The sequence below is a fragment of the Marinifilum sp. D714 genome (assembly GCF_030851345.1).
Classification (GTDB): Bacteria; Bacteroidota; Bacteroidia; order Bacteroidales; family Marinifilaceae; genus Marinifilum.
The window spans coordinates 236121-261962 of the sequence record NZ_JALPNU010000004.1 but is presented as its reverse complement, the minus strand read 5'-3'; the positions used below and the strand labels follow the sequence as shown (position 1 = coordinate 261962).

22 protein-coding genes are annotated in these 25842 nt (G+C 35.5%); 7 read left to right on the top strand and 15 right to left on the bottom strand.

What is annotated here, in order from left to right:
* Window positions 1–232 precede the first annotated feature (232 nt).
* The gene (hutI, locus tag M0051_RS06330) at window positions 233–1486 is read right to left on the bottom strand and encodes an imidazolonepropionase (protein ID WP_306740689.1); all 1254 of its coding nucleotides are present in this window, start codon (window positions 1484–1486) and stop codon (window positions 233–235) included.
* A gap of 255 nt (window positions 1487–1741) precedes the next feature.
* Between hutI and M0051_RS06325 the strand changes: the two genes are divergently transcribed.
* Window positions 1742–3337, top strand: a complete 1596-nt coding sequence (locus M0051_RS06325; RefSeq protein ID WP_306740688.1) for a YfcC family protein — start codon at window positions 1742–1744, stop codon at window positions 3335–3337.
* Window positions 3338–3398: 61 nt separating this feature from the next.
* Here M0051_RS06325 and M0051_RS06320 read toward each other — a convergent pair whose 3' ends face one another.
* The 3 genes from M0051_RS06320 to M0051_RS06310 all read right to left on the bottom strand — a co-directional run bounded on the left by M0051_RS06320 (window position 3399) and on the right by M0051_RS06310 (window position 8553).
* Window positions 3399–4778: a RagB/SusD family nutrient uptake outer membrane protein gene (locus tag M0051_RS06320; RefSeq protein WP_306740687.1), complete on the bottom strand. Its 1380-nt coding sequence runs from the start codon at window positions 4776–4778 to the stop codon at window positions 3399–3401.
* A 16-nt stretch (window positions 4779–4794) separates the two neighbouring features.
* A complete protein-coding gene (locus M0051_RS06315) occupies window positions 4795–7818 on the bottom strand; it encodes a TonB-dependent receptor (RefSeq protein WP_306740686.1) in 3024 nt (1007 codons plus the stop codon).
* Between the two features lie 564 nt (window positions 7819–8382).
* Window positions 8383–8553, bottom strand: a complete 171-nt coding sequence (locus tag M0051_RS06310) for a DUF362 domain-containing protein (RefSeq protein ID WP_306740685.1) — start codon at window positions 8551–8553, stop codon at window positions 8383–8385.
* Between the two features lie 157 nt (window positions 8554–8710).
* Here M0051_RS06310 and zupT point away from each other — a divergent pair, with 157 nt between their 5' ends.
* Window positions 8711–9535 (top strand): zinc transporter ZupT, encoded by an 825-nt coding sequence (gene zupT / locus M0051_RS06305; protein WP_306740684.1) that lies wholly within the window; start codon window positions 8711–8713, stop codon window positions 9533–9535.
* Window positions 9536–9563: 28 nt separating this feature from the next.
* Here zupT and nth read toward each other — a convergent pair whose 3' ends face one another.
* The gene (nth, locus tag M0051_RS06300) at window positions 9564–10220 is read right to left on the bottom strand and encodes an endonuclease III (RefSeq protein WP_306740683.1); all 657 of its coding nucleotides are present in this window, start codon (window positions 10218–10220) and stop codon (window positions 9564–9566) included.
* A gap of 132 nt (window positions 10221–10352) precedes the next feature.
* Here nth and M0051_RS06295 point away from each other — a divergent pair, with 132 nt between their 5' ends.
* The 5 genes from M0051_RS06295 (at window position 10353) to nadD (ending at window position 15820) form a co-directional block, all read left to right on the top strand.
* The gene (locus M0051_RS06295; RefSeq protein ID WP_306740682.1) at window positions 10353–12218 is read left to right on the top strand and encodes an ABC-F family ATP-binding cassette domain-containing protein; all 1866 of its coding nucleotides are present in this window, start codon (window positions 10353–10355) and stop codon (window positions 12216–12218) included.
* Window positions 12219–12300: 82 nt separating this feature from the next.
* Window positions 12301–13641: an MATE family efflux transporter gene (locus tag M0051_RS06290; protein WP_306740681.1), complete on the top strand. Its 1341-nt coding sequence runs from the start codon at window positions 12301–12303 to the stop codon at window positions 13639–13641.
* A 69-nt stretch (window positions 13642–13710) separates the two neighbouring features.
* Complete coding sequence (locus M0051_RS06285) at window positions 13711–14589, top strand: YicC/YloC family endoribonuclease (RefSeq protein WP_306740680.1); 879 nt, start codon at window positions 13711–13713, stop codon at window positions 14587–14589.
* A gap of 81 nt (window positions 14590–14670) precedes the next feature.
* Window positions 14671–15237 carry a guanylate kinase gene (gmk, locus tag M0051_RS06280; RefSeq protein WP_306740679.1) on the top strand — a complete coding sequence of 189 codons (567 nt, stop codon included), beginning with the start codon at window positions 14671–14673 and terminating at the stop codon, window positions 15235–15237.
* A gap of 1 nt (window position 15238) precedes the next feature.
* Complete coding sequence (gene nadD / locus M0051_RS06275) at window positions 15239–15820, top strand: nicotinate (nicotinamide) nucleotide adenylyltransferase (protein ID WP_306740678.1); 582 nt, start codon at window positions 15239–15241, stop codon at window positions 15818–15820.
* Window positions 15821–16130: 310 nt separating this feature from the next.
* On the opposite strand, the gene M0051_RS06270 is transcribed toward nadD, so the two are convergent.
* The 10 genes from M0051_RS06270 to M0051_RS06225 form a co-directional block, all read right to left on the bottom strand.
* Window positions 16131–18194, bottom strand: a complete 2064-nt coding sequence (locus tag M0051_RS06270; RefSeq protein ID WP_306740677.1) for an insulinase family protein — start codon at window positions 18192–18194, stop codon at window positions 16131–16133.
* Window positions 18195–18240: 46 nt separating this feature from the next.
* The gene (locus M0051_RS06265) at window positions 18241–19566 is read right to left on the bottom strand and encodes a pitrilysin family protein (RefSeq protein WP_306740676.1); all 1326 of its coding nucleotides are present in this window, start codon (window positions 19564–19566) and stop codon (window positions 18241–18243) included.
* A 249-nt stretch (window positions 19567–19815) separates the two neighbouring features.
* Entirely contained in the window at window positions 19816–20367 is a 552-nt protein-coding gene (locus M0051_RS06260; RefSeq protein ID WP_120241564.1) for a 2-oxoacid:acceptor oxidoreductase family protein, read from the bottom strand.
* Window positions 20368–20401: 34 nt separating this feature from the next.
* A complete protein-coding gene (locus M0051_RS06255; RefSeq protein ID WP_306740675.1) occupies window positions 20402–21175 on the bottom strand; it encodes a thiamine pyrophosphate-dependent enzyme in 774 nt (257 codons plus the stop codon).
* A gap of 3 nt (window positions 21176–21178) precedes the next feature.
* Window positions 21179–22264: a 3-methyl-2-oxobutanoate dehydrogenase subunit VorB gene (locus M0051_RS06250; RefSeq protein WP_110360340.1), complete on the bottom strand. Its 1086-nt coding sequence runs from the start codon at window positions 22262–22264 to the stop codon at window positions 21179–21181.
* 52 nt (window positions 22265–22316) lie between these two features.
* Window positions 22317–22544 carry a ferredoxin family protein gene (locus tag M0051_RS06245; RefSeq protein ID WP_054716272.1) on the bottom strand — a complete coding sequence of 76 codons (228 nt, stop codon included), beginning with the start codon at window positions 22542–22544 and terminating at the stop codon, window positions 22317–22319.
* A gap of 191 nt (window positions 22545–22735) precedes the next feature.
* Window positions 22736–24067 (bottom strand): pyridoxal phosphate-dependent aminotransferase, encoded by a 1332-nt coding sequence (locus tag M0051_RS06240; RefSeq protein WP_306740674.1) that lies wholly within the window; start codon window positions 24065–24067, stop codon window positions 22736–22738.
* A 287-nt stretch (window positions 24068–24354) separates the two neighbouring features.
* A complete protein-coding gene (locus M0051_RS06235; protein WP_306740673.1) occupies window positions 24355–24876 on the bottom strand; it encodes a flavodoxin in 522 nt (173 codons plus the stop codon).
* A gap of 51 nt (window positions 24877–24927) precedes the next feature.
* Window positions 24928–25620, bottom strand: coding sequence for a hypothetical protein (locus tag M0051_RS06230; protein WP_306740672.1), 693 nt, complete (start codon window positions 25618–25620; stop codon window positions 24928–24930).
* 69 nt (window positions 25621–25689) lie between these two features.
* Window positions 25690–25839: a hypothetical protein gene (locus M0051_RS06225; RefSeq protein WP_170150710.1), complete on the bottom strand. Its 150-nt coding sequence runs from the start codon at window positions 25837–25839 to the stop codon at window positions 25690–25692.
* Window positions 25840–25842: the final 3 nt, after the last annotated feature.

Genomic DNA, 25842 nt, shown 5'->3' with positions numbered 1-25842 from the left:
TAATCATATGTTTTGTAAATGTACACTTTATTTTAAAAACATAAGATCCTATCACTGTAAAATGTTAAAAAAATAAAGTCTTGCCTCAACATTTTCATATGATCCTCAATTGTAGTACAAACATTCCTTTTTCATTGATTTATTTTTTCTCTTGATCAATTCCAAAGTCTCATCGTAAAAAAAGCCTGTCAGAAAACTGACAGGCTTTAAGCTATATCATTGAACCTAGATCTTACAATCTTTGTCCTCTCAAAATTACCGCATCAATTAAATTACTTCCATAAGCATATGGCATAAACTCAACCGATGGAATTTCTTTGGTGATGAAAACATTTGCAATTTTTCCACGTGCGATACTTCCCAACTCTTCCTGAACACCCATTGCATAAGCCGAATTAATGGTTGTAGCGTTCACAGCCTCCTGTGGCAGCATTTTGTAGTTGATACATGCCAAAGACATAATGAACTTCATATTTCCCGATGGCGATGAACCTGGGTTAAAGTCAGAAGCCAAGGCAACTGGTAATCCGGCATTCATCATATCGCGAACTGGCGAACAAACCATATTTAAGAAAAAAGCTGCGCCTGGTAAAACAGTTGGCATGGTTTCAGAACCTTTCAAACACTTAATCTCTTCCTCTCCAACAAACTCAAGGTGATCAACCGAAAGTGCATTATACTTCACTCCTACCTGAATACCTCCCGAGTAATCCAACTCATTGGCATGGATTTTAGGACGCATACCATACTTCATCCCTGCATTCAAAATACGATCAGTCTCTTCTACGGTAAAGAATCCCTCATCACAGAACACATCAATGTAATCTGCCAATTCTTCTGCTGCAACCAGAGGAATCATTTCGTTGATTACCAAATCAACATACTCTCCCTGTCGACCTCTGTATTCAGCAGGAACAGCATGTGCACCCAAAAAGCTCGATTTAACGGTTAACGGAGTTGTTTCTTTAATTCGCTTGATTACTCGAAGCATCTTCAACTCATCCTCAACTGTCAAACCATATCCACTCTTGATTTCAACCGCACCGGTTCCCATGCTAATGATTTCATGAATGCGTTCCATTGCTGCTTCGTATAGTTCATCTTCCGTCGCATCGTGCATGCGTTTAGCTGAATTCAAAATTCCACCACCACGCTTTGCAATCTCTTCATAAGAAAGACCTTTAATCTTATCGGTATATTCAATCTCGCGACTACCAGCATATACAAGGTGTGTATGCGAATCGCAGAATGATGGGAATACCATACGACCTGTAGCATCGATCTCCTCCACATGATCGAATCCTTCCATTTCATCGTAATTGGGCATATCTTCCATCCTGCCAAAATCAGAGATCTTCTCATCTTCAATAAGCAAATACGCATTATCAATGCAATTTAAATTTGCCATATCGGTTCCGGCAACCCACTTACGAGGAGTTTCTTCAACCTGAACAAGAGTCTTTATATTACTTATTAACAACTTCATATCTATTTCAATTAATAATTAGCAAATCATAATGAACAATTTGAAGAGAAGAATTAATACTGAAGGTTTCACAGTTTCAATTCAAATCCACTTATTCACTTTAACATGCAAATATTATCTAATTCTGGACAAATTGCAAACCTTTTCGATCTGCTCTTTAAAATTATTTTATATCGCTGATTCTGTACATATTTTTCTATTTTTACGCATTCAATTTTAAGGGGTAAAACCAAAACACAATCTAAATCAACCTATATGTTTAAAAAGATACCACACACTTATGTAATTGTATTTGCAATAGTTGTATTATCTGCAATATTAACCTGGATAATCCCAGGAGGAGAGTTTGAACGAACAACAGTAAATGTAAATGGAACTGATCGTGAAGTTATTGTTCAAGGGTCATATCATCAAATAGAAAGTCAGGGACAAAGCTGGGAAATTTTCTCTTCTTTCTTTAAAGGATTTGTTGACAAGGCCGATATTATCATGTTTATTTTGGTAATTGGTGGTGCATTCTGGATTATGAATGCCAGTAAATCTATTGATGTAGGAATCTATTCCTTCCTGAAGTTCACTCAAAAACTCGAGAAGAATAAAACCATACGGAAAATTGGGGTCAACAATATTATACTAACCTTAATTATGCTGGTGTTTAGTGCCTTTGGTGCCACATTTGGAATGAGCGAGGAAACCATTGCCTTTGTAATCATTTTTGTTCCAATGTCCATTAAAATGGGATATGATTCCATTGTTGGAGTTTGCATTTGTTTTGTTGCTGCAGGTCTAGGATTTGCAGGAGCGCTTCTAAATCCTTTTACCATTGGTATTGCGCAAGGATTATCGAATTTGCCATTATTCTCAGGTATTGAGTACCGTTTGTTTTGCTGGGTAGTAATAAATGTAATAGGATTTGCATTCATATTACGATATGCTGCTAAAATTCGCAAAAACCCACAAGCATCATTGGTTTACACCGACGATGCTTACTGGAGAAAACATACCGATACGGATATGGAAGAGTTGGAATTCTATACTCCAAAATCGGCATGGGTGACCTATTTTATCCTTTTAATTACAATGGTAGTATTCTCTTACCACTATCCAATGAGTACCTTAAAAGTTGGAAATTCGGAAATGACAACCTACGTCCTTCCAATTGTTACAGGATTATTCGCAATTCTAGGTCTTATATCTCTTCGTAAATCGGTACATTTCTACATTCTAAACCTTTTACTTTTCACGATAATTTACCTGATTGTTGGCGTAATGGGATATGGATGGTACATCATGGAGATTGCAACCTTATTCTTTGCAATGGGTATTTTCTCGGGTATTGCATTCAATAATACTGCCAACGAAATCACAAACCTATTCCTAGAAGGATCACGAGACATCCTTTCTGCTGCAATGATTGTTGGTTTAGCAGGTGGTATTCTAATTGTTTTGGAAGAAGGAAACGTAATCGATTCTATTTTGTACTACATTTCACAATCGATGAACGATTTTGGTAAGATGGCTTCGGTATCTATCATGTATCTGATTCAAAATATCATTAATGTAATCATCCCATCTGGATCGGCAAAAGCAGCATTAACCATGCCTATGATGTCTCAGTTCTCTGATTTGATTGGAGTATCACGTCAAGCAACAGTAATGGCATTTCAGTTTGGTGATGGTTTTACCAACATGATTACTCCAACTTCAGGCGTATTAATCGGCGTTCTTGGAGTTGCAAAAATTCCTTACGACAAGTGGGTAAAATGGATTGGCGGATTTATGGCAATCTTGCTCTTATTAGGACTTTTATTGCTAATCCCAACCGTAACCATGGAGTTAAACGGATTCTAAAAAAATACAAACAAAGGGGCTCATTCGAGCCCCTTTTCAATTCTACTAACCACACGGGAAATTAATATCCGGGATTTTGGGAAAGATTTGAATTAACATCAATTTCTCGCTGTGGAATTGGGAAAACCAAACTTGGATCGTTCCAAGGCACAGTTTCTCCTGCTCGCGTAGCAAGACTATAACCAACTGGTAATTGCCATCTCTGAAGATCATATACTGCATGACCTTCTGCAACAAACTCTCTAATAAATTCCATTCTGATAGAATCTCTCAAATCCGTTCCTGTTACTGTTATGTCAGCTAAGTTTGCTCTATTTCTAATTACATTTAATATATCGGCTGCATCCCCTTCACTTCCTCCTAATTCATATAATGACTCAGCACTAATCAGATACATTTCTGCTAGTCTTATAATAGGAAGATTGGCATCATCCGCTATCCACTTATTCGACCACATTTGATCATCATCTTCAATAAACAATGAGCTCAACCTCGTATCTCCAGCTGGAAATAAATCTAAGGTACTCTGTGGAATTGAAATATCTGCTCTCTCAGTTGGCGAGAAGTAGTCATTCAAACCTGCATTGGTATTAGATAAATTATCTGTTGAAGTGTGAACTATTGCAAATATAGATTCAAGCGAACTTGCAGGACCAAATGAACTTGCGGGATTTCCATCTAATGAGAAACCTCCATTATCAATTACATCATTTGCATAGGTGTTTGCATTGGTATAGTCCTTCATAGTTAAATAAACTCGAGCTAGAAATGCCTTTGCAGAATACATGCTTGCTCTTTCAAAATTCGCGGCAGCAGGTAATAATGTTTCAGCCTCTTTCAAATCACTGATAATTTGACTAAAAACTTCACTCACTGTTGCTCTGGTTGTCCCACTTTGGGCATCACTAACATCTGAAGTACCAGTTAAAATTATTGGTACTCCGGGATCGGAACTTGATCCAGCATTATAAGGCAGTCCAAAATTTCGAACCAACTCATAGTAAGTAATGGCACGTGCAAATAGGACTTCTCCTTTAATTCGATCTTCAACTTCTAAAAATGCAGGATCATCAAGTCCATCAACTAATGCATCCAAAACTTTATTCGCACGATTAATAACATCGTATCCATCCACCCACAAACGTGTAGATTCTGCATTAACGGTGGCCATAGTTTTCGATGCAATTTCTGAGTAACTGGTGAATGATCCACCCCAAATTACATATTGAGCCTTCACTTCAGCATCTTGAACCACATTTGCACCATAAACATCAGCATCCTGCAATCCATCGTAAACACCTGCAACTGCATTTTCAAACCCTTGCAATGTAGTAAACACCGCATTATCATCAACTGATTGAAAAGGTGTTGTATCTAACTCATCCTCACAAGAAGTTAAGAATGCCAGAAAAAACACCATGATTAAATATATTTTTTTCATGATTCTAGTTTTTAAATTATAAGCCAATATTTACTCCAAATGTCAATGTCTTAGAAGGAGGCGCTTGGAAGAAGTCTTGCCCTTGACCAATATTCACAGTTCCTTCAGAGCTGACCTCAGGATCATGTCCCTTATAATCATCAAAAGTGAACCAATTCTGAGCTTGAGCAAAAACTCTAACATTTCTTAAGTTTAATCGCTCTACTATTGATTTAGGCAATGTGTAACCAAGAGTGATATTCTTAACCCTTAAGTATGAACCATCTTCAATCCAACGAGAAGAACGACCAGATCCATTCCCAGAGAATAGTTCAGCTCTAGGCACGTCTGTGATATCGCCAGGTTTCTGCCATCTGTTTAGCTGATCAACTGACTGATTCCAAATACTATTTGCATTATTAGATACAAATCGACCAGCATCACGATAGATATCATTTCCATAAACAAATTGTAAAAGAATACTTAAGTCAACTCCCTTATAAGAGAATGTGTTTGTCAAACCACCTGTAAAATCAGGATTTGGATCTCCTACAATTTGTCTAAATTCATCACTATAGGTACTTGTTTTATTTCCTTCAAGATCATAATACAATGCATCACCATTATCTGGATCAACACCTGCATATTTAACAGTAAAGAATACACCAATTGGTTCTCCTTCAATCGCACGAGAAATACCATTCGTAATTATCTGACCATCCAGATCAGTTATTTTGTTCCTATTAAATGCAATATTAAAGTTGGTACTCCATTTAAAATCTTTAACAAAGTTTCTGGTATTCAAATTAAATTCGAACCCTTTATTTTCTAGTTTCCCAATATTGTCGAAATAGTCTTCGTACCCACTTACTGATGGTAAAATAACATTCAACAACAAGTCCTTTGTCTTTTTAATATAGTAATCAGCCTCAAACTCAACTCGATTATTAAATAATCCTATATTTAAACCTACATTAAATTGAGCTGTTTGCTCCCATTTTAAATCAGGATTAGCTAGTTGACTTGGCGCCAACCCAGGCTGCCCAGCGTAATCAGATCCTCCAATATATAATCCCCTAGATGGAAAATTTGCACCTGTAGCCTCTGATGTTGCATCTGATAAAACTTCAGAATTACCAGTTAAGCCATAACTAGTACGTATTTTTAAGAATGTTAACCATTCGTTTTCACTCAAAAAATCTTCATCACTAACTACCCAAGCTAAGGATCCAGCTGGAAAATATGCATATTTATCATTTTCACCAAATCGAGATGAACCATCTCGTCTTAATGAAAACTCAGCAAAGTATTTATTGTCATAATTGTAATTGATTCTTGAAAAATATCCATCAAGAGCAACATCAGATATAGAACTACCGCCATTAGTTATATTTGCAGCATTGTCTAAGGAGCTAAGGTCATTGTTTGGAAATCCTTCACCTGTAACATTTGAATTCTCTGAACGAGTTTCCTGATAAGAAAAACCTAACAATGCAGAGAAATTATGAACTTCATTAAAAGTCTTTGAGTATCGTAAAGTTTGTGTTTGAATCCAGTTTGTTCTTCTGTAGCTAAGTGCTTGTCCAATTCCTCCTGAGCCACCACCGTCACCAGAATTAACACCCCAAAAAACTTTCTCTGAAACATCTATATAATCCAATCCCCATTCTGATCTAAAAACCAAATCAGGAATAATTTCATACTCTGCAAACAGATTAATGAAAGGTCGAATTGTAATTGCTTCATGTGAATTTTCCTGATCTTCCTTTACCAAGTTATAGGCAATGTTATTAAATACATTTACCCCTCTTCCATCATAAAATGTTCCTTCAGGGCCATAAAGCTCTGAACCATCACCATAAATTGGAACATTTGGATAGTTAAGAAATGCAGATGTTGAAGGTGATGAAACCGAATTGTTATTCGAAATTCTTTGATTCACGACTCGCGAGAATCCAATATTAGAACCAAATTTCAATTTGTCAGAAAACTTGTGATCAACATTTAAACGTGTTGAAAGTCGATCAAATTCATCACCAATAGTATAACCTTCTTCTTGTCTATAACTAAAACCAGAGTAAAACTGAGTTTTTTCATTCCCCCCTCTTGCTGATAAATTCCATTCATGAATACTACCTGTTCGGGATACAGCATCCCACCAATCCGTATTTATTTGCTCTTCAGGACTTCCTAAAATTTGAGGATCAGAATCGCCAGCATTAAAATTTGATTCATTCCAAAGTTCTGCGAATTGAGATCCATTTAAAACATCGAACGTATTAGTTTCTTTTAAAATACCTCCATAATAAGAAAAATCAATTTGTGTTTTTCCAGCCTTACCTCTTTTGGTTGTAATCAAAATCACCCCATTTGATGCTCTCGCACCATACAAAGAAGAAGATGCTGCATCTTTCAGCACTTGTATGGACTCAATATCGTTCGGATTAATATTAGCCAATGGCGATTGTTGAGTATTATTTCCAGTATAACCTATGATGTAATCCCCTTGGGGTACACCGTCAATTACGTATAAAGGCTGTGAACTAGCTCCAATAGATGAAGTTCCTCGAATACGAACAGAATTGGCCTCTCCCGTACGTGAACTTGTATTCATCTGCACCCCTGCAGTTTGACCTTGTAGTGCATTCTCAAAACTTGGAATTGGAACATTTTCCAATTGTTCCGATTTGATACCTGCTACAGAACCCGTTAAATCTCTTTTTCGTTGAGACCCATAGGCAACCACAACAACTTCATCCATTCCAACTGTTTGTTGACTCAAACTAATATTGATAATAGTTTGGTCACCAACTTGAATTTCTTGAGATTGCATACCTACAAAACTAAATAACAATACATCTGAAGATCTTGCTTCAATGGTATATTTTCCATCAATATCAGTACTGGTTCCTGAGGTTGTACCCTTAATAACGACCGAAACACCAGGCATTCCCATGCCATCATCGGCACTTGTTACTGTACCTGAAACCTGCTTTGTTTGAGCACTTATCAATTGAGTTGACATGATAATAGCACAAACAATAAATATCAGTCTTTTCATAAATTTCATTTTTTGTTAGAATTACATCAGTAAGGATCGGACTTGCACCCGATAAATTTTTTCAATCCTTAAAACACCAAATGCTAATTCAAACCATATAAATAGCGTGTACAGACATGCACCTACAACTATATTAGTCTAGTCTAAACAAGCGTAACACCGCTCTTACAAAACCAAGCAGGCTATGCAATTACAATAAAATGGTGGTGGATTTGGGCTTAAGGCGAACAGAGAGTTAGGTCAGTTTATTAAATCCCACTGTCGACAAAAAAGGATTCAATAACGAATCAAATTATAAAACTAATTTGATGTTAATAAAAATGTTTCATGGATACTACAGATAGTAACTTCATTTTAAAGATTTTTTAGTTAGTAGAATTAATAATAACAATCAATTTCCTAAAAATTTGACATGTTATTCAAAGTTAAAAATTAAGGTCCCCTATATAAAAGATGATCTTCTGATCAAATTCCCTATTAATTTAATGATTTTTTTTCATTAAATACAAAAATAAAAAAGGAACCTCACAAGGTTCCTCTCAAGTATTCAGACATTTAGCTAAATCAATCAGCTTCTGAAATAGCCTCTACCGGGCATACTTCTGCACAAGCAGCACAGTCAATACAAGTATCTGGATCGATAACATAAATATCCCCCTCTGATATTGCATCAACTGGGCATTCATTTATACAAGAACCGCAAGCGGTACAATCATCTGATATAATGTAAGCCATAACAATTCGTTTTTAATTTATAAATCACTTGTAAATAAAATTACTATTTGGTTTCAATCAAAACAAGATGTTAACATCCTAAACTCTTATTTAGAATTATTCCAATTAATCATTATATTTACTGCAACAAAAAATTAAACAGACTAAAAAACAATACATGGAATTCGAATATTCTACTACAACAGTATTAATAGCATTTGGTTTGACTCTATTTGCAGGCCTGTCTACAGGGATAGGAAGTGCTATAGCCTTTTTTGCAAAGCGAACCAATACCAAATTTTTATCTCTATCTCTAGGGTTTTCAGCTGGTGTAATGATTTATGTATCTCTTGTTGAGATTTTTCAGAAAGCAAAAGATGCTTTGGTTACTGATCATGGTGAAGTTGCAGGAACTTGGTATACTGTGCTTTCATTCTTCGGTGGCATTTTATTTATTGCAATCATAGATAAATTAATTCCTTCTTTTGAAAATCCGCATGAGGTTAAAAAGATTGAAGACATTGACGAGACAAATATCAAAAACAAAAAATTGATGAGAATGGGCATATTCTCTGCATTGGCGATTGCAATACATAACTTCCCTGAAGGATTAGCAACTTTTGCAGCAGCTCTTGCCGATCCTACAATTGCGATTCCAATTGCTGTTGCCATTGCAATTCATAACGTACCTGAAGGAATTGCTGTTTCTGTGCCAATTTATTATGCTACTGGTAGCAAGAAGAAAGCATTCTTACTATCATTTCTTTCTGGTTTGGCAGAACCTATTGGAGCTTTAATTGGATTTATTCTTATCTATTCTGTGTTAGGTCTAAACAATACAATTTTTGGTGTATTATTTGGAGGTGTTGCAGGTATTATGGTATTCATTTCATTGGACGAACTATTGCCTACTGCAGAAGAATATGGAGAACATCACAATGCAATTTATGGATTAATTGCAGGAATGGCTGTAATGGCGGTAAGTCTGCTATTGTTTCTTTAAAATATAAAAGCCTCAAACGAGGCTTTTTTTATTTCTTTTCTTTCTTCTTTTCTTCTCTTTGAAAGTATCTGCAATACTCTTTCAATCCACATGGTTTACATTTGGGTTTGCGAGCCAAACAAACATATCTACCATGAAGAATTATCCAATGGTGAGCAGTAGCAATCAATTCCTCTGGAATATAACTCACCAAAACCTTTTCTGTTTCCAATGGTGTTTTTGATTTGGTTGTTAACCCTAGCCTTTCCGAAACTCTAAAAACATGAGTATCCACCGCCATTGCAGGCTTATCGTAAACGACCGAAGCAATTACATTCGCAGTTTTTCTTCCAACTCCAGGAAGCTTTTGTAGTTCTTTAACATCATCGGGAACCACTTCCTTAAAATCCTCAACCAGCATCTTTGCCATTCCTAACAAATGCTTCGCCTTATTATTTGGGTACGAACAGGATCGAATCAAATCGAAAATATCATCCTGAGTAGCATGCGATAAATCAAATGCAGTGGGATACTTTTCAAATAATGGAGGTGTAATCTGGTTAACCCTTTTATCGGTACATTGAGCCGATAATATAACGGCAACCAACAACTCGTAGGGATTAGTATAGTTTAATTCTGTTTCAGCAATTGGCATGTTCTCCTGAAACCAAGCTATTATTTTTTCAAATCTTTCTTTCTTACGCATAGTTAGTATTGTTTTACAATTGCGAGCTAACGAAATTAATAAACTCTTACGAAAAACCTTATTTGCTTGCAGAAAAGTAAGTATTGAGATACTTATTCTTAAATTTGCATCACAATTTTAGAGAATAACACAATGATATCATATTTACAGGTTGAAAACCTAAGCAAAAGTTACGGAGATCTAACATTATTTGAAGGCATCAGTTTTGGTGTTGGCCAAGGGCAAAAAATTGCATTGATCGCAAAAAATGGTACCGGAAAAACTTCCCTTCTAAATATTATTGCAGGAATCGACTCTCAAGATTTTGGAGATGTAATTTTTCGTAATGATATCAAAATTGCATACTTACAGCAAAATCCTAATCTGGAAAATAGCAACACAGTTCTTAACGAAGTTTTTAACTCCGATGATCCTGTACTTTCTGTAATCAGGGAATATGAAAAAGTAATTAGCTCGAATGATCAGGAAAAAATGACTGAGATTCTCGAGAAAATGGATCAATACAAAGCTTGGGATTACGAAAATAAAGTCAAGCAAATTCTGTCTAAACTTAAAATCACCAATTTCGATCAGGTAATAGGACAACTTTCTGGTGGACAAAAAAAGAGAGTTGGATTGGCAAAAGTGTTGATTACAGATCCTGACTTTTTGATTTTGGATGAGCCCACCAACCATTTGGATTTGGAAATGATTGAATGGTTGGAGGAATATTTGAACAAATCGAAAGGAACCCTGCTGATGGTTACTCACGATCGTTATTTCTTAGATCGAGTTTGTAATGAAATCATTGAAATGGATGCGAACTCCATTTACACTTACAAAGGCAATTATTCCTATTATCTTGAGAAAAGAGCCGAAAGAATTGAAAATATAAATGCGGAAGTTGGTAAAGCTCAAAAGCTCTTAAAAACAGAGCAGGAATGGATGCGAAGAATGCCTCAGGCACGCGGAACAAAAGCAAAGTATCGCATTGATGCTTTTTACGATCTGAAGAAAAAAGCAGCAGCGGGTTTTAAGGAAGACAGTATGGAGTTGGATATCAAATCATCTCGACTGGGAAAGAAAATCTTAGAACTGGAAGGTTTGTACAAGAGCTTTGGTGATTTAAAAATTCTTGAAGATTTCAGTTACAAATTTCAACGTGGAGAAAAAATTGGTATTGTTGGTAAAAATGGAACTGGAAAATCTACTTTCCTAAACATCATTACCAGAAATCTTGAACCAGATTCGGGCTCAATTGAAATAGGAGAAACCGTTGTTTACGGTTACTACAAGCAGGATGGAATTACAATAAATGAAAATGAGAGAATCATTGATGTAATTAAAGATATTGCTGAATCAATTGATCTAGGTAATGGCAAGGTAATGTCGGCATCCCAGTTTTTGGAATATTTCCTATTTCCACCAAAAACACAATACAACTATGTATCAAAATTAAGCGGTGGAGAAAAACGCCGTTTGTATTTGATGACGGTTTTAATGAAAAATCCAAACTTCCTAATTTTGGATGAGCCTACAAATGATTTGGATATCATGACTCTGAATGTTTTAGAAGAATATCTGATGAACTTTAAAGGTTGCTTAATCATTGTTTCTCATGACCGTTACTTTATGGATAAAGTGGTTGACCAGATGTTTGCATTCGAAGGAATGGGAAAAATCAGAAACTTTCCGGGAAATTATACAATTTACCGTGACACAATTGCTGAAGAGGAAAAGGAGCTTAAGAAAATTGAAAAGCCTGCAAAACCTAAAAAAGAAAAACCAAAGTCTAATAATACTGCAAAAAAACTTTCTTTTAACGAGAAACGTGAATTTGAGCAATTAGAAGTTGAATTGGAAGCATTAAATGCTGAAAAAGAGGAATTGGAAACTGCGATGAGCTCTGGTACATTAGCTAACGATGAGTTGATGCAAAAAGCAAGTAGAATTGAAGAAGTAATCAACTTGATTGATGAAAAAGAATTGCGTTGGCTGGAATTAAGTGAACGTGCTTAATTGTTAACTACTGTTAAACATTTGAGATTTTTTTGAGAATGATGATAAAATTGAGAGCTTTGTATTTCTACAAAAAGGCTGAATGAAAGATTTTACAAGCGGAAACGTAAGCAAACTAATTTTTAATTTTACACTCCCAATGCTATTGGGAAATGTATTTCAACAACTTTACAATGTTGTTGATAGCATTATTGTTGGTAAAGTTTTGGGGAAAGAGGCCTTGGCTTCTGTAGGTGCATCATTTCCAATCATTTTCACACTTATTGCATTGCTTATCGGAATTGGTTCCGGTTTCTCTATTGTTATATCGCAATTTTATGGTGCAAAGGATATTAACAGCGTTAAAAAATCTATCGATACAATGTATATATTCCTGTTTGTAGCAGGTTTGTTTGCATCCATATTTGGCATTTATTATAGCGAAGAGCTTTTTCTTCTTTTGCAATTGCCGCTTGAGTTAATTCCACAGGCTACTACTTATCTAAACATTTATATGGCAGGAATGATCCTGTTCTTTGGATTTAATGGTACAAGTTCGGTTCTACGAGGTTTGGGAGATTCTAAAACCCCTCTCTATTTTTTAATTCTAGCATCGCTTTTTAATATCCTATTTGATGTTCTTTTTGTAATGGTATTTAAATGGGGAATTGCAGGAGCCGCCTGGGCAACGGTAATCGCCCAAGGAGGAGCATTTGTAACAGGAATCTTATACCTTAATCGGACTCATAAAATCATGAAATTTTCTCTATCGCAACTCAGTTTTGATAAAGATCTTTTCATCAAGAGTTTAAAAATTGGTTTGCCTTCGGGAATTCAGCATACATTTGTAGCCATTGGAATGATGGCTTTGCTAGGAATTGTGAACACTTTTGGAACCGATGTTATTGCGGCTTACACGGCTGCCGGCCGGATAGATTCACTAGCCATGATGCCTGCAATGAACTTTTCTCAGGCCGTAGCTGCATTCGTAGGGCAAAATTTGGGAGCCAATAAAATAGAAAGAGTACGAAAAGGATTTAAGGCAACATTTTTAATGTCGAACCTGTTCTGCATTTTAATGACTGCCATAATTGTGATATTCGGAAGTCAACTCATGAAAATGTTTACCACTGATCCCAACGTAATTGCAATTGGCGAAAAGTACTTAATCATTGTAAGTTCCTTTTACCTGTTATTTTCTACTCTATTTACAACAAATGGTGTACTACGCGGAGCTGGAGACACCTTAATACCAATGTTCATCACCCTATTCTCATTATGGATCATTAGGATTCCTTGTGCATATTTTCTTTCTGCTGAAATTGGAGAAACAGGAATTTGGTGGTCTATTCCTATTGGATGGTCAATGGGAGCACTCCTTTCCTATTTATACTATTTGACAGGAAAATGGAAAAGCAAATCGGTTGTTCCTCACAAAGCTTGATTCCTACAATCCAATTAGTTTGTAATTCCACTTCAATCTCTTACCTTTGCGGAAATAAATATTTCGTATATGTTAATATCGATGACCGGCTTTGGTAAAGCCACTCTAGAATTGGAAAACAAAAAGGTTTCCATCGAAATTAAGTCTCTAAACAGCAAGCAGCTGGATATAAATACCAGAATTCCGAACCTTTATAAAGAAAAGGATTTGGTTCTTAGGAACGAAATCAAAAATCAACTTGAACGTGGTAAAGTTGAACTATCCGTTTTTATAGAGAGTGTTGGTACCGATAAAGAAACTAAAATAAACAAACCAATTGTTGAGGCTTACTATCAACAGCTTACCGAACTTTCTTCAGAATTAGGTATTCCTATGGATAAAGAGCCTATTCTTCAAACCATTGTTAAGCTTCCTGATGCACTAAAAACAGAGCACCAAGAGCTAGACGAAGAAGAATGGAATCAAATTTTTGCAGGATTTAAATCAGCAGTTGCTGACTTAAACTCATTTAGAAAGCAAGAAGGGGAAGCTTTACAAGTGGATATATTCGAACGAATTGCCAATATTGAAAAACTATTGGAAGAAGTTCCTCAATACGAAGCAAACCGTATCGAAACCGTTAAAACAAGAATTAATGATAACCTGAAAGAATTTGTTGAAAAGCAAAATGTAGATAAAAACAGATTCGAACAGGAGATTATCTATTATCTTGAAAAATTAGATATCACCGAGGAAAAAGTTCGTTTGGCAAACCACTGCAAATACTTTATTGAAACGGCTAACAATGGCAATTCAATCGGTAAAAAATTAGGCTTTATCGCTCAGGAAATTGGTCGGGAGATAAACACTTTGGGATCGAAAGCAAACAATTCTGATATCCAAAAAATAGTGATTCAGATGAAGGACGAGTTGGAGAAGATAAAAGAACAGCTCCTAAACGTCTTGTAAGATAAAAAACTAAATTCAACAGAAGCGTAGGGTCAAAACTCTGCGCTTTTTTATAATTTTAAAACAACACACAACTAAAATATGTCAGGAAAATTATTCATTTTTTCAGCTCCAAGTGGTTCAGGTAAAACAACCATTGTTCGTCATTTACTTGGACAGGATTTTAGACTTGAATTTTCTGTTTCAGCAACCAGTCGTGCCAACAGAGGCAACGAAGTACATGGTAAGGATTATTACTTCTTAAGCACAGAGGAATTTAAACAAAAAATTGAAAATGATGAGTTCTTGGAGTGGGAAGAAGTGTATGAAGGATGTTTTTACGGCACCTTAAAAAGTGAAATTGATCGGATTAGAAATAAAGGCAACAATGTAATTTTTGATGTTGACGTCGTAGGTGGTGTAAACATCAAAAAATACTATAAAGATGATGCTTTGGCTGTTTTTATTCAACCCCCTTCGATTGAAGAGTTAGAAAAAAGATTAAGAGGAAGAAATACCGATAGTGATGAAGTGATTGCTGAACGAATTAAAAAATTCCAATTTGAATTGGGATTTGCAGATCAGTTTGATATGGTGATTATTAACGACAAGCTTGAGGATGCTTTACAAGAAGCTGAAAACACTGTAAGCGAATTTATAAAAAAGTAATATGAAGCTTAAAATTGGATTATATTTTGGATCATTCAATCCAATTCACATTGGACATTTGGCCATTGCAAATTACATGGCCGAATACTCCGATTTGGATCAAATCTGGTTTGTAGTAAGTCCTCAAAACCCTTTTAAGCAAAAATCAAGCTTACTTAGCGATTATCACAGGTTAGAGTTAGTAAATCGATCAATTGAAGCATATCCTAAATTAAAAGCCTCGAATATTGAGTTTGGCTTACCTAAACCTTCCTATACTATAGATACGCTTACTTATTTAAAAGAGAAATATTCCGAATATAATTTTTCTTTAATAATGGGTTCGGATAATCTAAAAAATTTCAAAAAGTGGAAAAACTACGAGTTAATTCTGCTAGAACATGATTTGTATGTGTATCCCAGACCTGGCTTTAAAGATAAAGAAGTTGAACTAAATGGCAATGTTCATTTGGTGAATGCACCACTTATGGAAATATCATCTAGTTTTATTAGGGAGGCCATAAAGGAAAAGAAAGACATTCCGTATTTTATGCCTGAGGCGGCATACAAGTATCTAAAAGAAATGCACTTCTACGAAAAGTAATAAAAACAAAAAGGCAGGTCCCCACCTGCCTTTTTCTAACCCAAAATGATTTCCAATACGAAACTTTAACCCTAAAACCTTATACAATTCATATTGAAATGTTGATTCGTTCAACGTGCCTAACCACTACACTCCCGAATCGGAGTGCAAAGGTAGATATTATTTTTAATCTGCAAAGGAAATTTAAATTATTTTTCTAAAATTTGATTCTAAATAAATTTTATATCATCTAAAATCCTTATTTCAAAAGTATTCAAACAAAAAAAAGAGACTGCAATTGCAGCCTCTTTTAATATATTATCTAATTCTATTAGTTAAAAATTGCATCATCGACACCTTTGTTTACAAGCAATTCTTTAATGGTTAAAGGCATTTCCTGTGGTCCCATTTTAGTAATGGTTTGGAATGGATACTTTACACCATCAACTTCTTTATAATCCTTGTACAACATGATCATACTCATACTCTGTTGCTGAGCAACGGTCTTAACTTTTAATCCTGTACTAGCATTAAAGAAATCAAATCTTGAATTTCCTTGTGGATCTTTAATTTCAATCTTATAAGTTTTTTCACCATCAACTTTTTCAGCACCAACAAGTTTCATTTCATAACCTAATTTTTCCATAGAAAGCTCAGGACACATTTGTGCTTGTTGTTTAAATCCTGCCAATTGTGCTTCATTAGCTGCCATTTCCTGTCCTTGTGCAACTACTCTACCAGCGGTTCCATTATAATACATCGCCTGCATTACCTGTCCGTTCATGGTCATTTTCATACAGAATTTCTCATTGTTTTTCTGTGCTGTCTCAACATTAATGCTCATTGGACCCATTTTCATTTCGCCTTTAATACTGATGTCTTTTACAGCCTCCCACTTATCACGACCTCCAATTGCAGCAACGTAATTTTCAATTACTGATTTACATGTCAATCCTTCTGGAATTGCATTAGGATCTTCTTTTACAATATCACCTTTGTAGTCATACTCTTCAACTTCACCATCAGAGTCTAATTTGGCCAATTGCTTTTTGTATTTCTTATCACCAACAACCAAGTAAACTGCGTTGTTAGGATCAACATACTTTTTAGCCATAGCTTGTATATCTTCCAAAGTAACTTTGTCTAATTTTTCAAGGTAAGTTGCGTAATAATCAGATGGCAAGTTGTAACGTTCAATGGCCATTGCAAATCTTGCAATAGTACCTGGATCTTCAAGAGATCTGGCAAAGTCACCTGCCATAGTTGCTTTGGTCATATTCAAATGATCTTGAGTCAACTTCGTATCTCTGATTCGATTCATCTCAACAACCATTTCCATTAAAGCGCTATCAGTTACTTCTGCTTTAACTTCTGAACTAGTGTAAAAACCACCTACCAATCTATCTGAATATAATCTGGAACCTGCCCCATAAGTATATGCTTTATCTTCACGCAAATTTTTCATTAATAACCCAGAAAAACCACGTCCTAACATTGCATTCATAACTGATGCTGGAATTACATCAGGATTACCTTTCTTCAATTCAAATGAGTTGTAGATTCTCACCAAAGACTGAGGAGCAGCATCTTTATTTGCCAATACCACACGCTTACCTTCTATTTTTGCAGGCGTTTCATAAGTATGAGTTGGAACTTTAGCATCTTCCCACTCTCCAAAATACTTTTTAACCAACTTTTTAGCCTCTTTAGTGGTAATATCACCAACAATTGCCATTAATGCTTTATTTGGCTTAAAATAGGTTTCATAGTACTTTTTACAATCCTCTACAGTAATACTCTTAACAGTCTCTTCAGTTACAACATCTCCGTAAGGGTGATTTGCAGGATAAAGCACTCTACTTCTCATATTACCTGCCATTGATTTAGGATCTGTTTTATTGGCTTCCAAACCTGATAAAGTTTGTTTTACGATTTTATCAAATTCTTCTTGTGGAAAAGTTGGATTCAATAATACATCGGCCATCAATTCAAGAATTTGTTCCTTATATCTTGACAAGCCACCAGCATCAACTCCAGATGAAGACACACCTAAATCAGCACCGATAAAATCAACTTCATCAGCAATTTGTTTTGAAGACCTTGTTACTGTACCACGATCAAGCAATTGTCCCATAATCGACAAATAACCCGCTTTGTCGCCTTCAGCAATCGGATCATTCAACAATGAGATTGCAAAACCAACTTGAGGTAACTTGTGGTTTTCAACCACTAAAACTTTCATTCCATTTTTAAGGGTAAAACTATCGTAATCACCCAACTGTACTTTTGGAGCCGGACCCGCGTTAGGAGCTTTTGTTCGGTCAACCTGAGCACTAGCTGTAAATACGAAACAAACAACAACAGCAAGTGCTAAAAATCTATATAAGTTTTTCATTTTCATATATTTTCTATTCTGGAAATTTCAATTAAGAACTTCTATACTATTTCTGCTTTGGCAAGTAATACAAAACAACTCTGTTCTCAGGAACGAAATACTTTTTAGCAACATTTCTAATATCTTCTTTTGTTACAGCAAAGTATTTTTCAAGCTCCATATTTACTCTTTCTGTATCTTTAAAGTAAGTATAGGCAGTAGCAAGGTTTTCTGCTCGATCGGCAATCGTTGCATTTGAACTTACAAGCTCATTCTCAATTTTGTTTCTTAGCTTTTGGAATTCTCTATCTGTGATTAATTCGTCTCTTACTACAGAAAACTGCTTGTCCATTTCATCCTCTAAAGCTTTAGGATCTACTCCCATGTTTGGAATACCAAAAGCAAGAGTCAAACCTGGATCCTCATATGGCATTGGAAAAGCCATCAACTGAATTGCTTTTTGCTGATTATCCACCAATTCTTTATAAAGACGAGAACTCTTTCCATCAGTCATCAATTTTGATAACATATCTACAGCGTAAAAATCAGGAGTTCCTACAGCTGGAATGTGATATGCTTGAATAACTGCTGGCAATTGAATATTATCAAATACTGTATCTCGAACCTCGGCAGTTTTTTTAGGCTCCACAATATTTGGACGATAAATCTCTTTAGTTCCTTTTGGAATTTCAGCGAAATAATCATTTATTAATTTTTTCGCTTCCGCTTTGTCAAAATCACCACAAATAGTCAAAACAGCATTATTTGGCACATAAAACTCCTTGTAAAAGTTCAAGAAATCCTCATCCTTAGCATTGCTAATGTGCTCTTCATCTCCAATTGGAGTCCAACGATATGGATGCTTTTGGTAAGCATGAGCCATAGTTTGAGGCAGGATGGTACCATAGGGAGGATTATCGTAACGTTGCTTCTTCTCTTGAATTACAACTCCTTTTTGAGTTTTAATTCCGACTTCTTCAACTTTTGCATGCAACATTCTTTCCGACTCTAACCATAAGCCTAATGCCAACTGGTTTGATGGAAGCATTTCAAAGTAATAAGTTCTATCAGTAGAAGTATTTGCATTCAACTCACCACCTGCTCTTGACACATATTTGTCGTATTGGTGACGAGGAATGTTTTTGGTTCCTTCGAACATTAGATGCTCGAAGAAATGTGCAAATCCAGTAAGTTCTGGATTCTCATTCTTAGAACCAACATGGTACATCACAGAAACTACAATGTTTGGTGTAGTATGATCCTGCTGCAAGATAACATGCAAGCCATTGTCCAAATCATACTCTTCAAACTCAATTTTTCCATTTTGGGAAAAGCCACTTGCCAGTCCGAATACAACTAGCAATGAAAGTAGTAGAAGCTTTTTCATCATCATTTTATATTGTTTTACATTATTAATTGGATTCTACTCGAATCTAAAACTGCTAAACAATATTAGATGATTATATCACCAATTTCAATTTTTTTGGATAAACTCAGATTTAACTCGATAAAACGATGTATTAAACTGTTAAACCACTCTAACTGAACAAAACAGTTAGAAATTGTTAATTATGCAATATAAAAAAAGAGGAGCTCCAATGAACTCCTCTTAATTATTGAATGTATGTTATGTCTGTTGTGATTACAGCACTTGAACATTTTCAACACTATCGATTCCTTTTTGAATTGCTTCAATATTAAGGGGAATCAATTTGTGGTGACGTTCTGGTAAAGATTTTTCCAAACCTTTTTTAACATTTTCAACCTTAACAATAGGTTTCACATTTAAGAAACCACCTAAAATAATCATGTTAAAAGTTTTAGGATTACCCATCTCAGCAGCCAAAGCAGCTCCAGGAATCTTAAAAATGTTAATATCTTTTCTTTCTGGATGACGAGTGATACCGTTTGGATCGTATAGTAAAGTTCCACCTGGTTTAATATCAGCTTCGAACTTGTCCATCGATTGTTGATTCAGAATGATAGCTGTATCAAACTTCTTCAAAACAGGTGAACTAATTCTGTCATCACTTAAGATTACTGTCACGTTAGCAGTACCTCCACGCATCTCAGGACCATATGATGGCATCCATGATACTTCCTGATCTTGCATAATACCTGAGTAAGCTAAGATTTTACCCATTGAAAGTACACCTTGACCACCAAATCCTGCAATGATAATTTCTTCTGTCATTTTTTTACAGTTTTTATTGATTTAAAATGGAGTTCTATTCATCTTTTAATGTACCCAATGGATAGTAAGGGAACATATTTTCTTTCATCCACTCGTTTGATTGAGTTGGAGACAATTTCCAACCTGAAGAACAAGTTCCTACAATTTCGATGAAAGAAAGACCTTTTTTCTCTCTAGTATTTTCAAACCCTTTACGAATAGCTTTTTTCAACTTTCTTACTGCACCTGCAGTTTCAGCTGATTGACGAGTTACAAAGCGTGTACCCGGTAACAAGCTAACCATTTCACTCATTTTCATTGGAAAACCTGTTGTCGCACAATCACGTCCGTAAGGAGATGTTGCAGTTACCTGACCTTCCAAAGTTGTTGGTGCCATTTGACCACCTGTCATACCGTAAATAGCATTATTTACGAATACAACTACAATATTTTCTCCACGGTTACAAGCATGCATGATCTCAGCACATCCAATAGATGCCAAATCACCATCACCTTGATAAGTGAATACATATTTGTCTGGCATTAAACGAGAAGTAGCTGTAGCTAGTGCAGGAGCACGACCGTGAGCTGCTTGTTGCCAGTCAATATCCAAATAATTATAGGCTAATACAGAACAACCTACTGGTGAAACACCAATTGTCTTATCCTGAATATCCATTTCTTCGATAACCTCAGCAATTACCTTATGAATTACACCATGTGTACAACCTGGGCAATAGTGCATTTCGTTATCTAAAAGAACATCGGTTTTCTTGTAAACCAAGTTCTCTTCGCTAATAATATTATTGATTTCAGTTGTTGCTGTCATAACTTATTTTCCTAAAATTTTTTCTTCCAATGCTTCCACAACCTCTTCTGGTGTTGGAATAATTCCACCATAGCGTCCGAAGTGTTCTACTGGAACTTTACCTTCAACTGCTAGTCTAACATCTTCTACCATTTGACCAGCACTCATTTCTACAGATAGGATACCCTTAACCTGTCCCAACATTTCTTGAATTTGTTTTGTTGGATAAGGGAATAGAGTTATTGGACGTAACAAACCAACTTTAATACCTTTTTCTCTTGCTAGCTCAACTGATTTCTGGCAAATTCTTGCACTTGAACCATAAGCTACGAATAAGTAATCTGCATCGTCACAAGCAATTTTTTCGAAACGAACATCGTTCTCTTCCATTGCTCTGTATTTAGCTTGAAGTTTGTGATTAAATACTTCTTGCTTTGCAGAATCCAAATCCAAAGAAGTTGAAATATTACGTTCGCCACCAGCTTTTTTACCGTTAGTTGCCCATGATCCTGAAATCTTTTCGATTTCCTCATCAGTCCAACGTGGCTTGTAATCAGACAATTCTACTTTTTCCATCATCTGACCGATAACACCATCAGATAGAATCATTGCTGGATTTAAGTATTTAAATGAAAGCTCAAACCCTAGGTCAACAAAATCGTTCATTTCCTGAACCGATGCTGGTGCTAAAACGATCAATTTATAATCACCATGACCACCACCTTTTACTGCCTGGAAATAATCCGACTGAGCAGGCTGAATAGTTCCCAAACCTGGGCCTCCTCGTACAATATTTACAATCAATGCAGGAAGTTCAGCACCTGCCAAATAAGTAATACCTTCTGCTTTCAAGCTAATCCCCGGACTAGATGAAGAAGTCATTACTTTCTTACCGCAAGAAGCACCACCATAAACCATATTAATAGCAGCAACCTCACTCTCAGCTTGTAGAACCACCATACCAGTTTCATCTTCTGGTTTGCGGATCATTAGGGTCTCCATAATTTCGGATTGAGGAGTAATTGGATATCCGAAATATCCATCGCAACCACAGCGAATCGCCGCTTCTGCAATTACCTCATTTCCTTTCATTAAACGAACGTCTCCCATTACGAATATTTTTTATAAATTTTTCAGATTTTAGTAATAAGTACTTATTGTACTAGCTAGCCTTGGCTCTGTAAACTGTAATTACAGTATCAGGACAAACCAAGCCACAGCTTGAACAACCAATACAAGCATCTGGATTGGCCATATGAGCATAATGATAACCTTTACCATTTACTCCTCTTGCCAGTTCGATAACCGCTGTAGGACAAGACACTACACAAAGTCCACATCCTTTACATTTTTCGGTATCAACTACAATAGCACCTTTAAATTTTGCCATAGCATTTATAATTAAAAATTAAATGTTTTTACACTCTAAAGGTAACAAATTAAAAGCAGTATTAACGATTCAGCTTTCAATTTATCATCTCATCAAATCAACTGAATTTCAATTCCTTACACCTAAACACCAGAATTTACAATCAGTCTAAATAATATAATCCACTAAGGATTAAAACATTATGTCTTTTTTTAGCTCAACTTACTCTCTAATTGATGATGTTTTTCAAATTCTTTTAATCTGAATTCAAGATCCTTGAATTGATCACGAGAAATTTGAGAAACACATGCTCTTAGTCCTTCTTTCAAGCTACCAGTTTCGTTCAAACAAATTGCTGAAATTCCATAATACAATAACTCTTTATTTAGTTCAGCCCCTGTCATTCCAGGATATGAAACCGTAAAATAGAATCCGTCAGCAAGCGGTACATTCACATCAGTATCATAAACCAGCTCGAAACCATTTTCAAGAAACATCTTTTTCATGATTTGAGCTCTTTCACCATACTCTTTCACATCATTTATAAAATCAAAACTCCCATCATTTGCAGCTTTCAACATCGCACACAAAGCATATTGTGCCGAGTGAGAAGTGCCCGATGATAAAGTATAAATAATTCTATAGATGATTGTATATCCTAATTCACCTGTTCCACCAAATCTTTTCTCAAGCTGTTCGAACTTGCGACTATACAGTTTATCTGAAATACAAAGCAAACCAATACGTTGACCAGCATAACTAAAAGCTTTTGAGCTCGAAATCATCAACACATAGTTATCTGTATAATTTGCAACACTTGGTTGGTAAGGTGCAACACCTGGCTTACCTAAATCCGAACGGAAATCCATAGCAAAATACGCCAAGTCTTCCATCACGATCGTATCGTATTTATTGGCTAGTTCACCAATAATTTTAAGTTCTTCTTCATTAAAGCAAATCCAAGCCGGATTGTTAGGGTTTGAATAAATCATTCCAGCGATATTGCCTTTCGAAAGGAATTCTTCTAATTTTTCTCTTAGCTTCTCTCCCCTATAATTGTACACATCGAATGATTCATATTTCTGTCCCATTACCTCCAACTGCGTTTTCTGTACTGGAAAACCTGGATCGATAAACAATATGGTATCTTTTTTAGGATCACAATTTCCAATTGCCATGAAAGCCGCATATCCACCTTGCATTGAACCAACAGTTGGAACAATACCATCAGCTTTGATATCGATATTCATGAAATTCTTAACGAAACGAGAACCTTCTTCCTTTAAAGCTTTAACACCTTCCAACATCGGATATGCCGAAGCGGCTCCTTCCTCTAAGGCTTTTTTCTCTGCTTCAATCCCCACTTTTGCAGGTTTTAGTCCAGGAACTCCCATCTCCATTCTAATGAATTTCTCTCCACTTTCCTCCTGAATTAAATTTACAACACGAACAATATCACGAATTGTTGCATCAGCCATGTTATTGATTCCACAATACGCTAATTGCTTATCAACAACTTCTTTATTTATGGGGGTATTTTTCATTTCTCCGTATTTTTTGTGGTAAAGGTTAATAGTTGGCGAGATTTTAGCTTTTCCATCTTAAAATCTTTCAATACTTAAGCATCACTATTACTCACCTTACTAATTTTATGCAATTTTACGAATTTTAATAACAAATTAAAACATCAAACCCTTATTTGATTGCAATCTAAACAAAGTAATCGTTTTAAATGTTTCAATTCGTCACATTAAGGGTTTATTACCTTATAAATTAAAAGAGGCTGATCGGAATACCGTCAGCCTCTTATATTTTTATACTCTATAGAATATTATTCAAATTCAGGAAGAATAACTTCTAACCATTTCTCTACCCTTTCTTCGGTAAGGTCTGATTCAAAGTCTTCATCCAATGGCAGGCCAACAAATTTGCCATCAACAAATGCTCTCGATTCGTTAAACTCATAGCCTTCGTCACTAACCTGACCAATCATTTCGGCTCCTGTAGGTTTAATTGCCTCAGCCAAATCTCCCATTGAATCAACAAAGAAATCTGCGTAAGCAATATGATCTCCTAAACCAAAAAGAGCTATTTTTTTACCTTTTAGATCTAAACCATTCAATTTTGGTAAAAAATCATCCCAATCATTTCCCGAATTATCAGACGACCAAGTATGCTTTCCAAGAGTTGAAATTCCCATGATGATATTTGAATACTCCGTCAATTTCTCAGCGTCGGTTTCTTTAACCAAATGAACTTCAACCTTTTTAGTAGTTATCTTCTCAGCTACAATTTTAGCGACCTTATCTACATTTCCGCCTTCAGGTCCGTAAAACAATCCAATCTTACTCATAGGACAATATTTTATATTAGTGTGTTTCTTGTTTCTTCTACAAAGTTAAAACTATTTGGCACTTTTCAAACTCGCAATGGCAAGCAATACACCTAATACAATACCCAAAACCGCTGCGAATAATACCTGGAAATCTGGTGGCAACAAAAAGGTAATCGTATGGGCTGGAATCCAGAAAAAAGGAATTGTCTTTTTAAATACAAAGTTCCATTGTACATCCCAGTTTAAATTCACAAAAATATTTGAGAACTTGATTGGACGTAGTAATCCTACAACAGTACCTCCATTATCAACAATATGAGTATCCGTAATCTTATGCAAGGTCATCATTACTGGTGCATAAATCAGGTTCATAAAAGCGCTTATGCAGAAAGCCACCAATAGTTTTGTTACAGTAAATGGCTGTTTCATTGCCTCTATAGCACCTTCAACTCCAAGGTATGATAAGAAGATTGGCGTACCAGTTGCAAAAATTACAAAGGCCAACTTAATGGTTAAACCTAAGAATCCCCACACAATTGCTCTTGGAATTACACCAAATCCCCTTTGATAGTAATTACCTGTTCGAATACGCAAGCCAATTACTTCACCAATGGTTGCTAAAATTGCAAACTTGATGAAACTGGTGATCATACCATGCTCCTTATTAAAATCGATATAAAAATCGAAAACAGTTTGAGATACAAAAAATGGCAAGAACAATAATACGAATCCAAGCCAAAAGATAATATCCTGCTTTTTCATTATTTTATATTTAGATGTTATTTGTATATTGAACACAAATAGCATGAGAATTCTCCCATGCTATTGTATTTATTTTTCTGATTGCTCTGTATAGTTATCCAGACCTTGAAAGAATCCTGTTTTCACTTCTTTCCATTTTATCGCTATCCCTATTAATAGGATAATTACAAAACTGATCAACATTTTCTCATTCTTATTCAGATCTTTCCACTTTCTCATCAC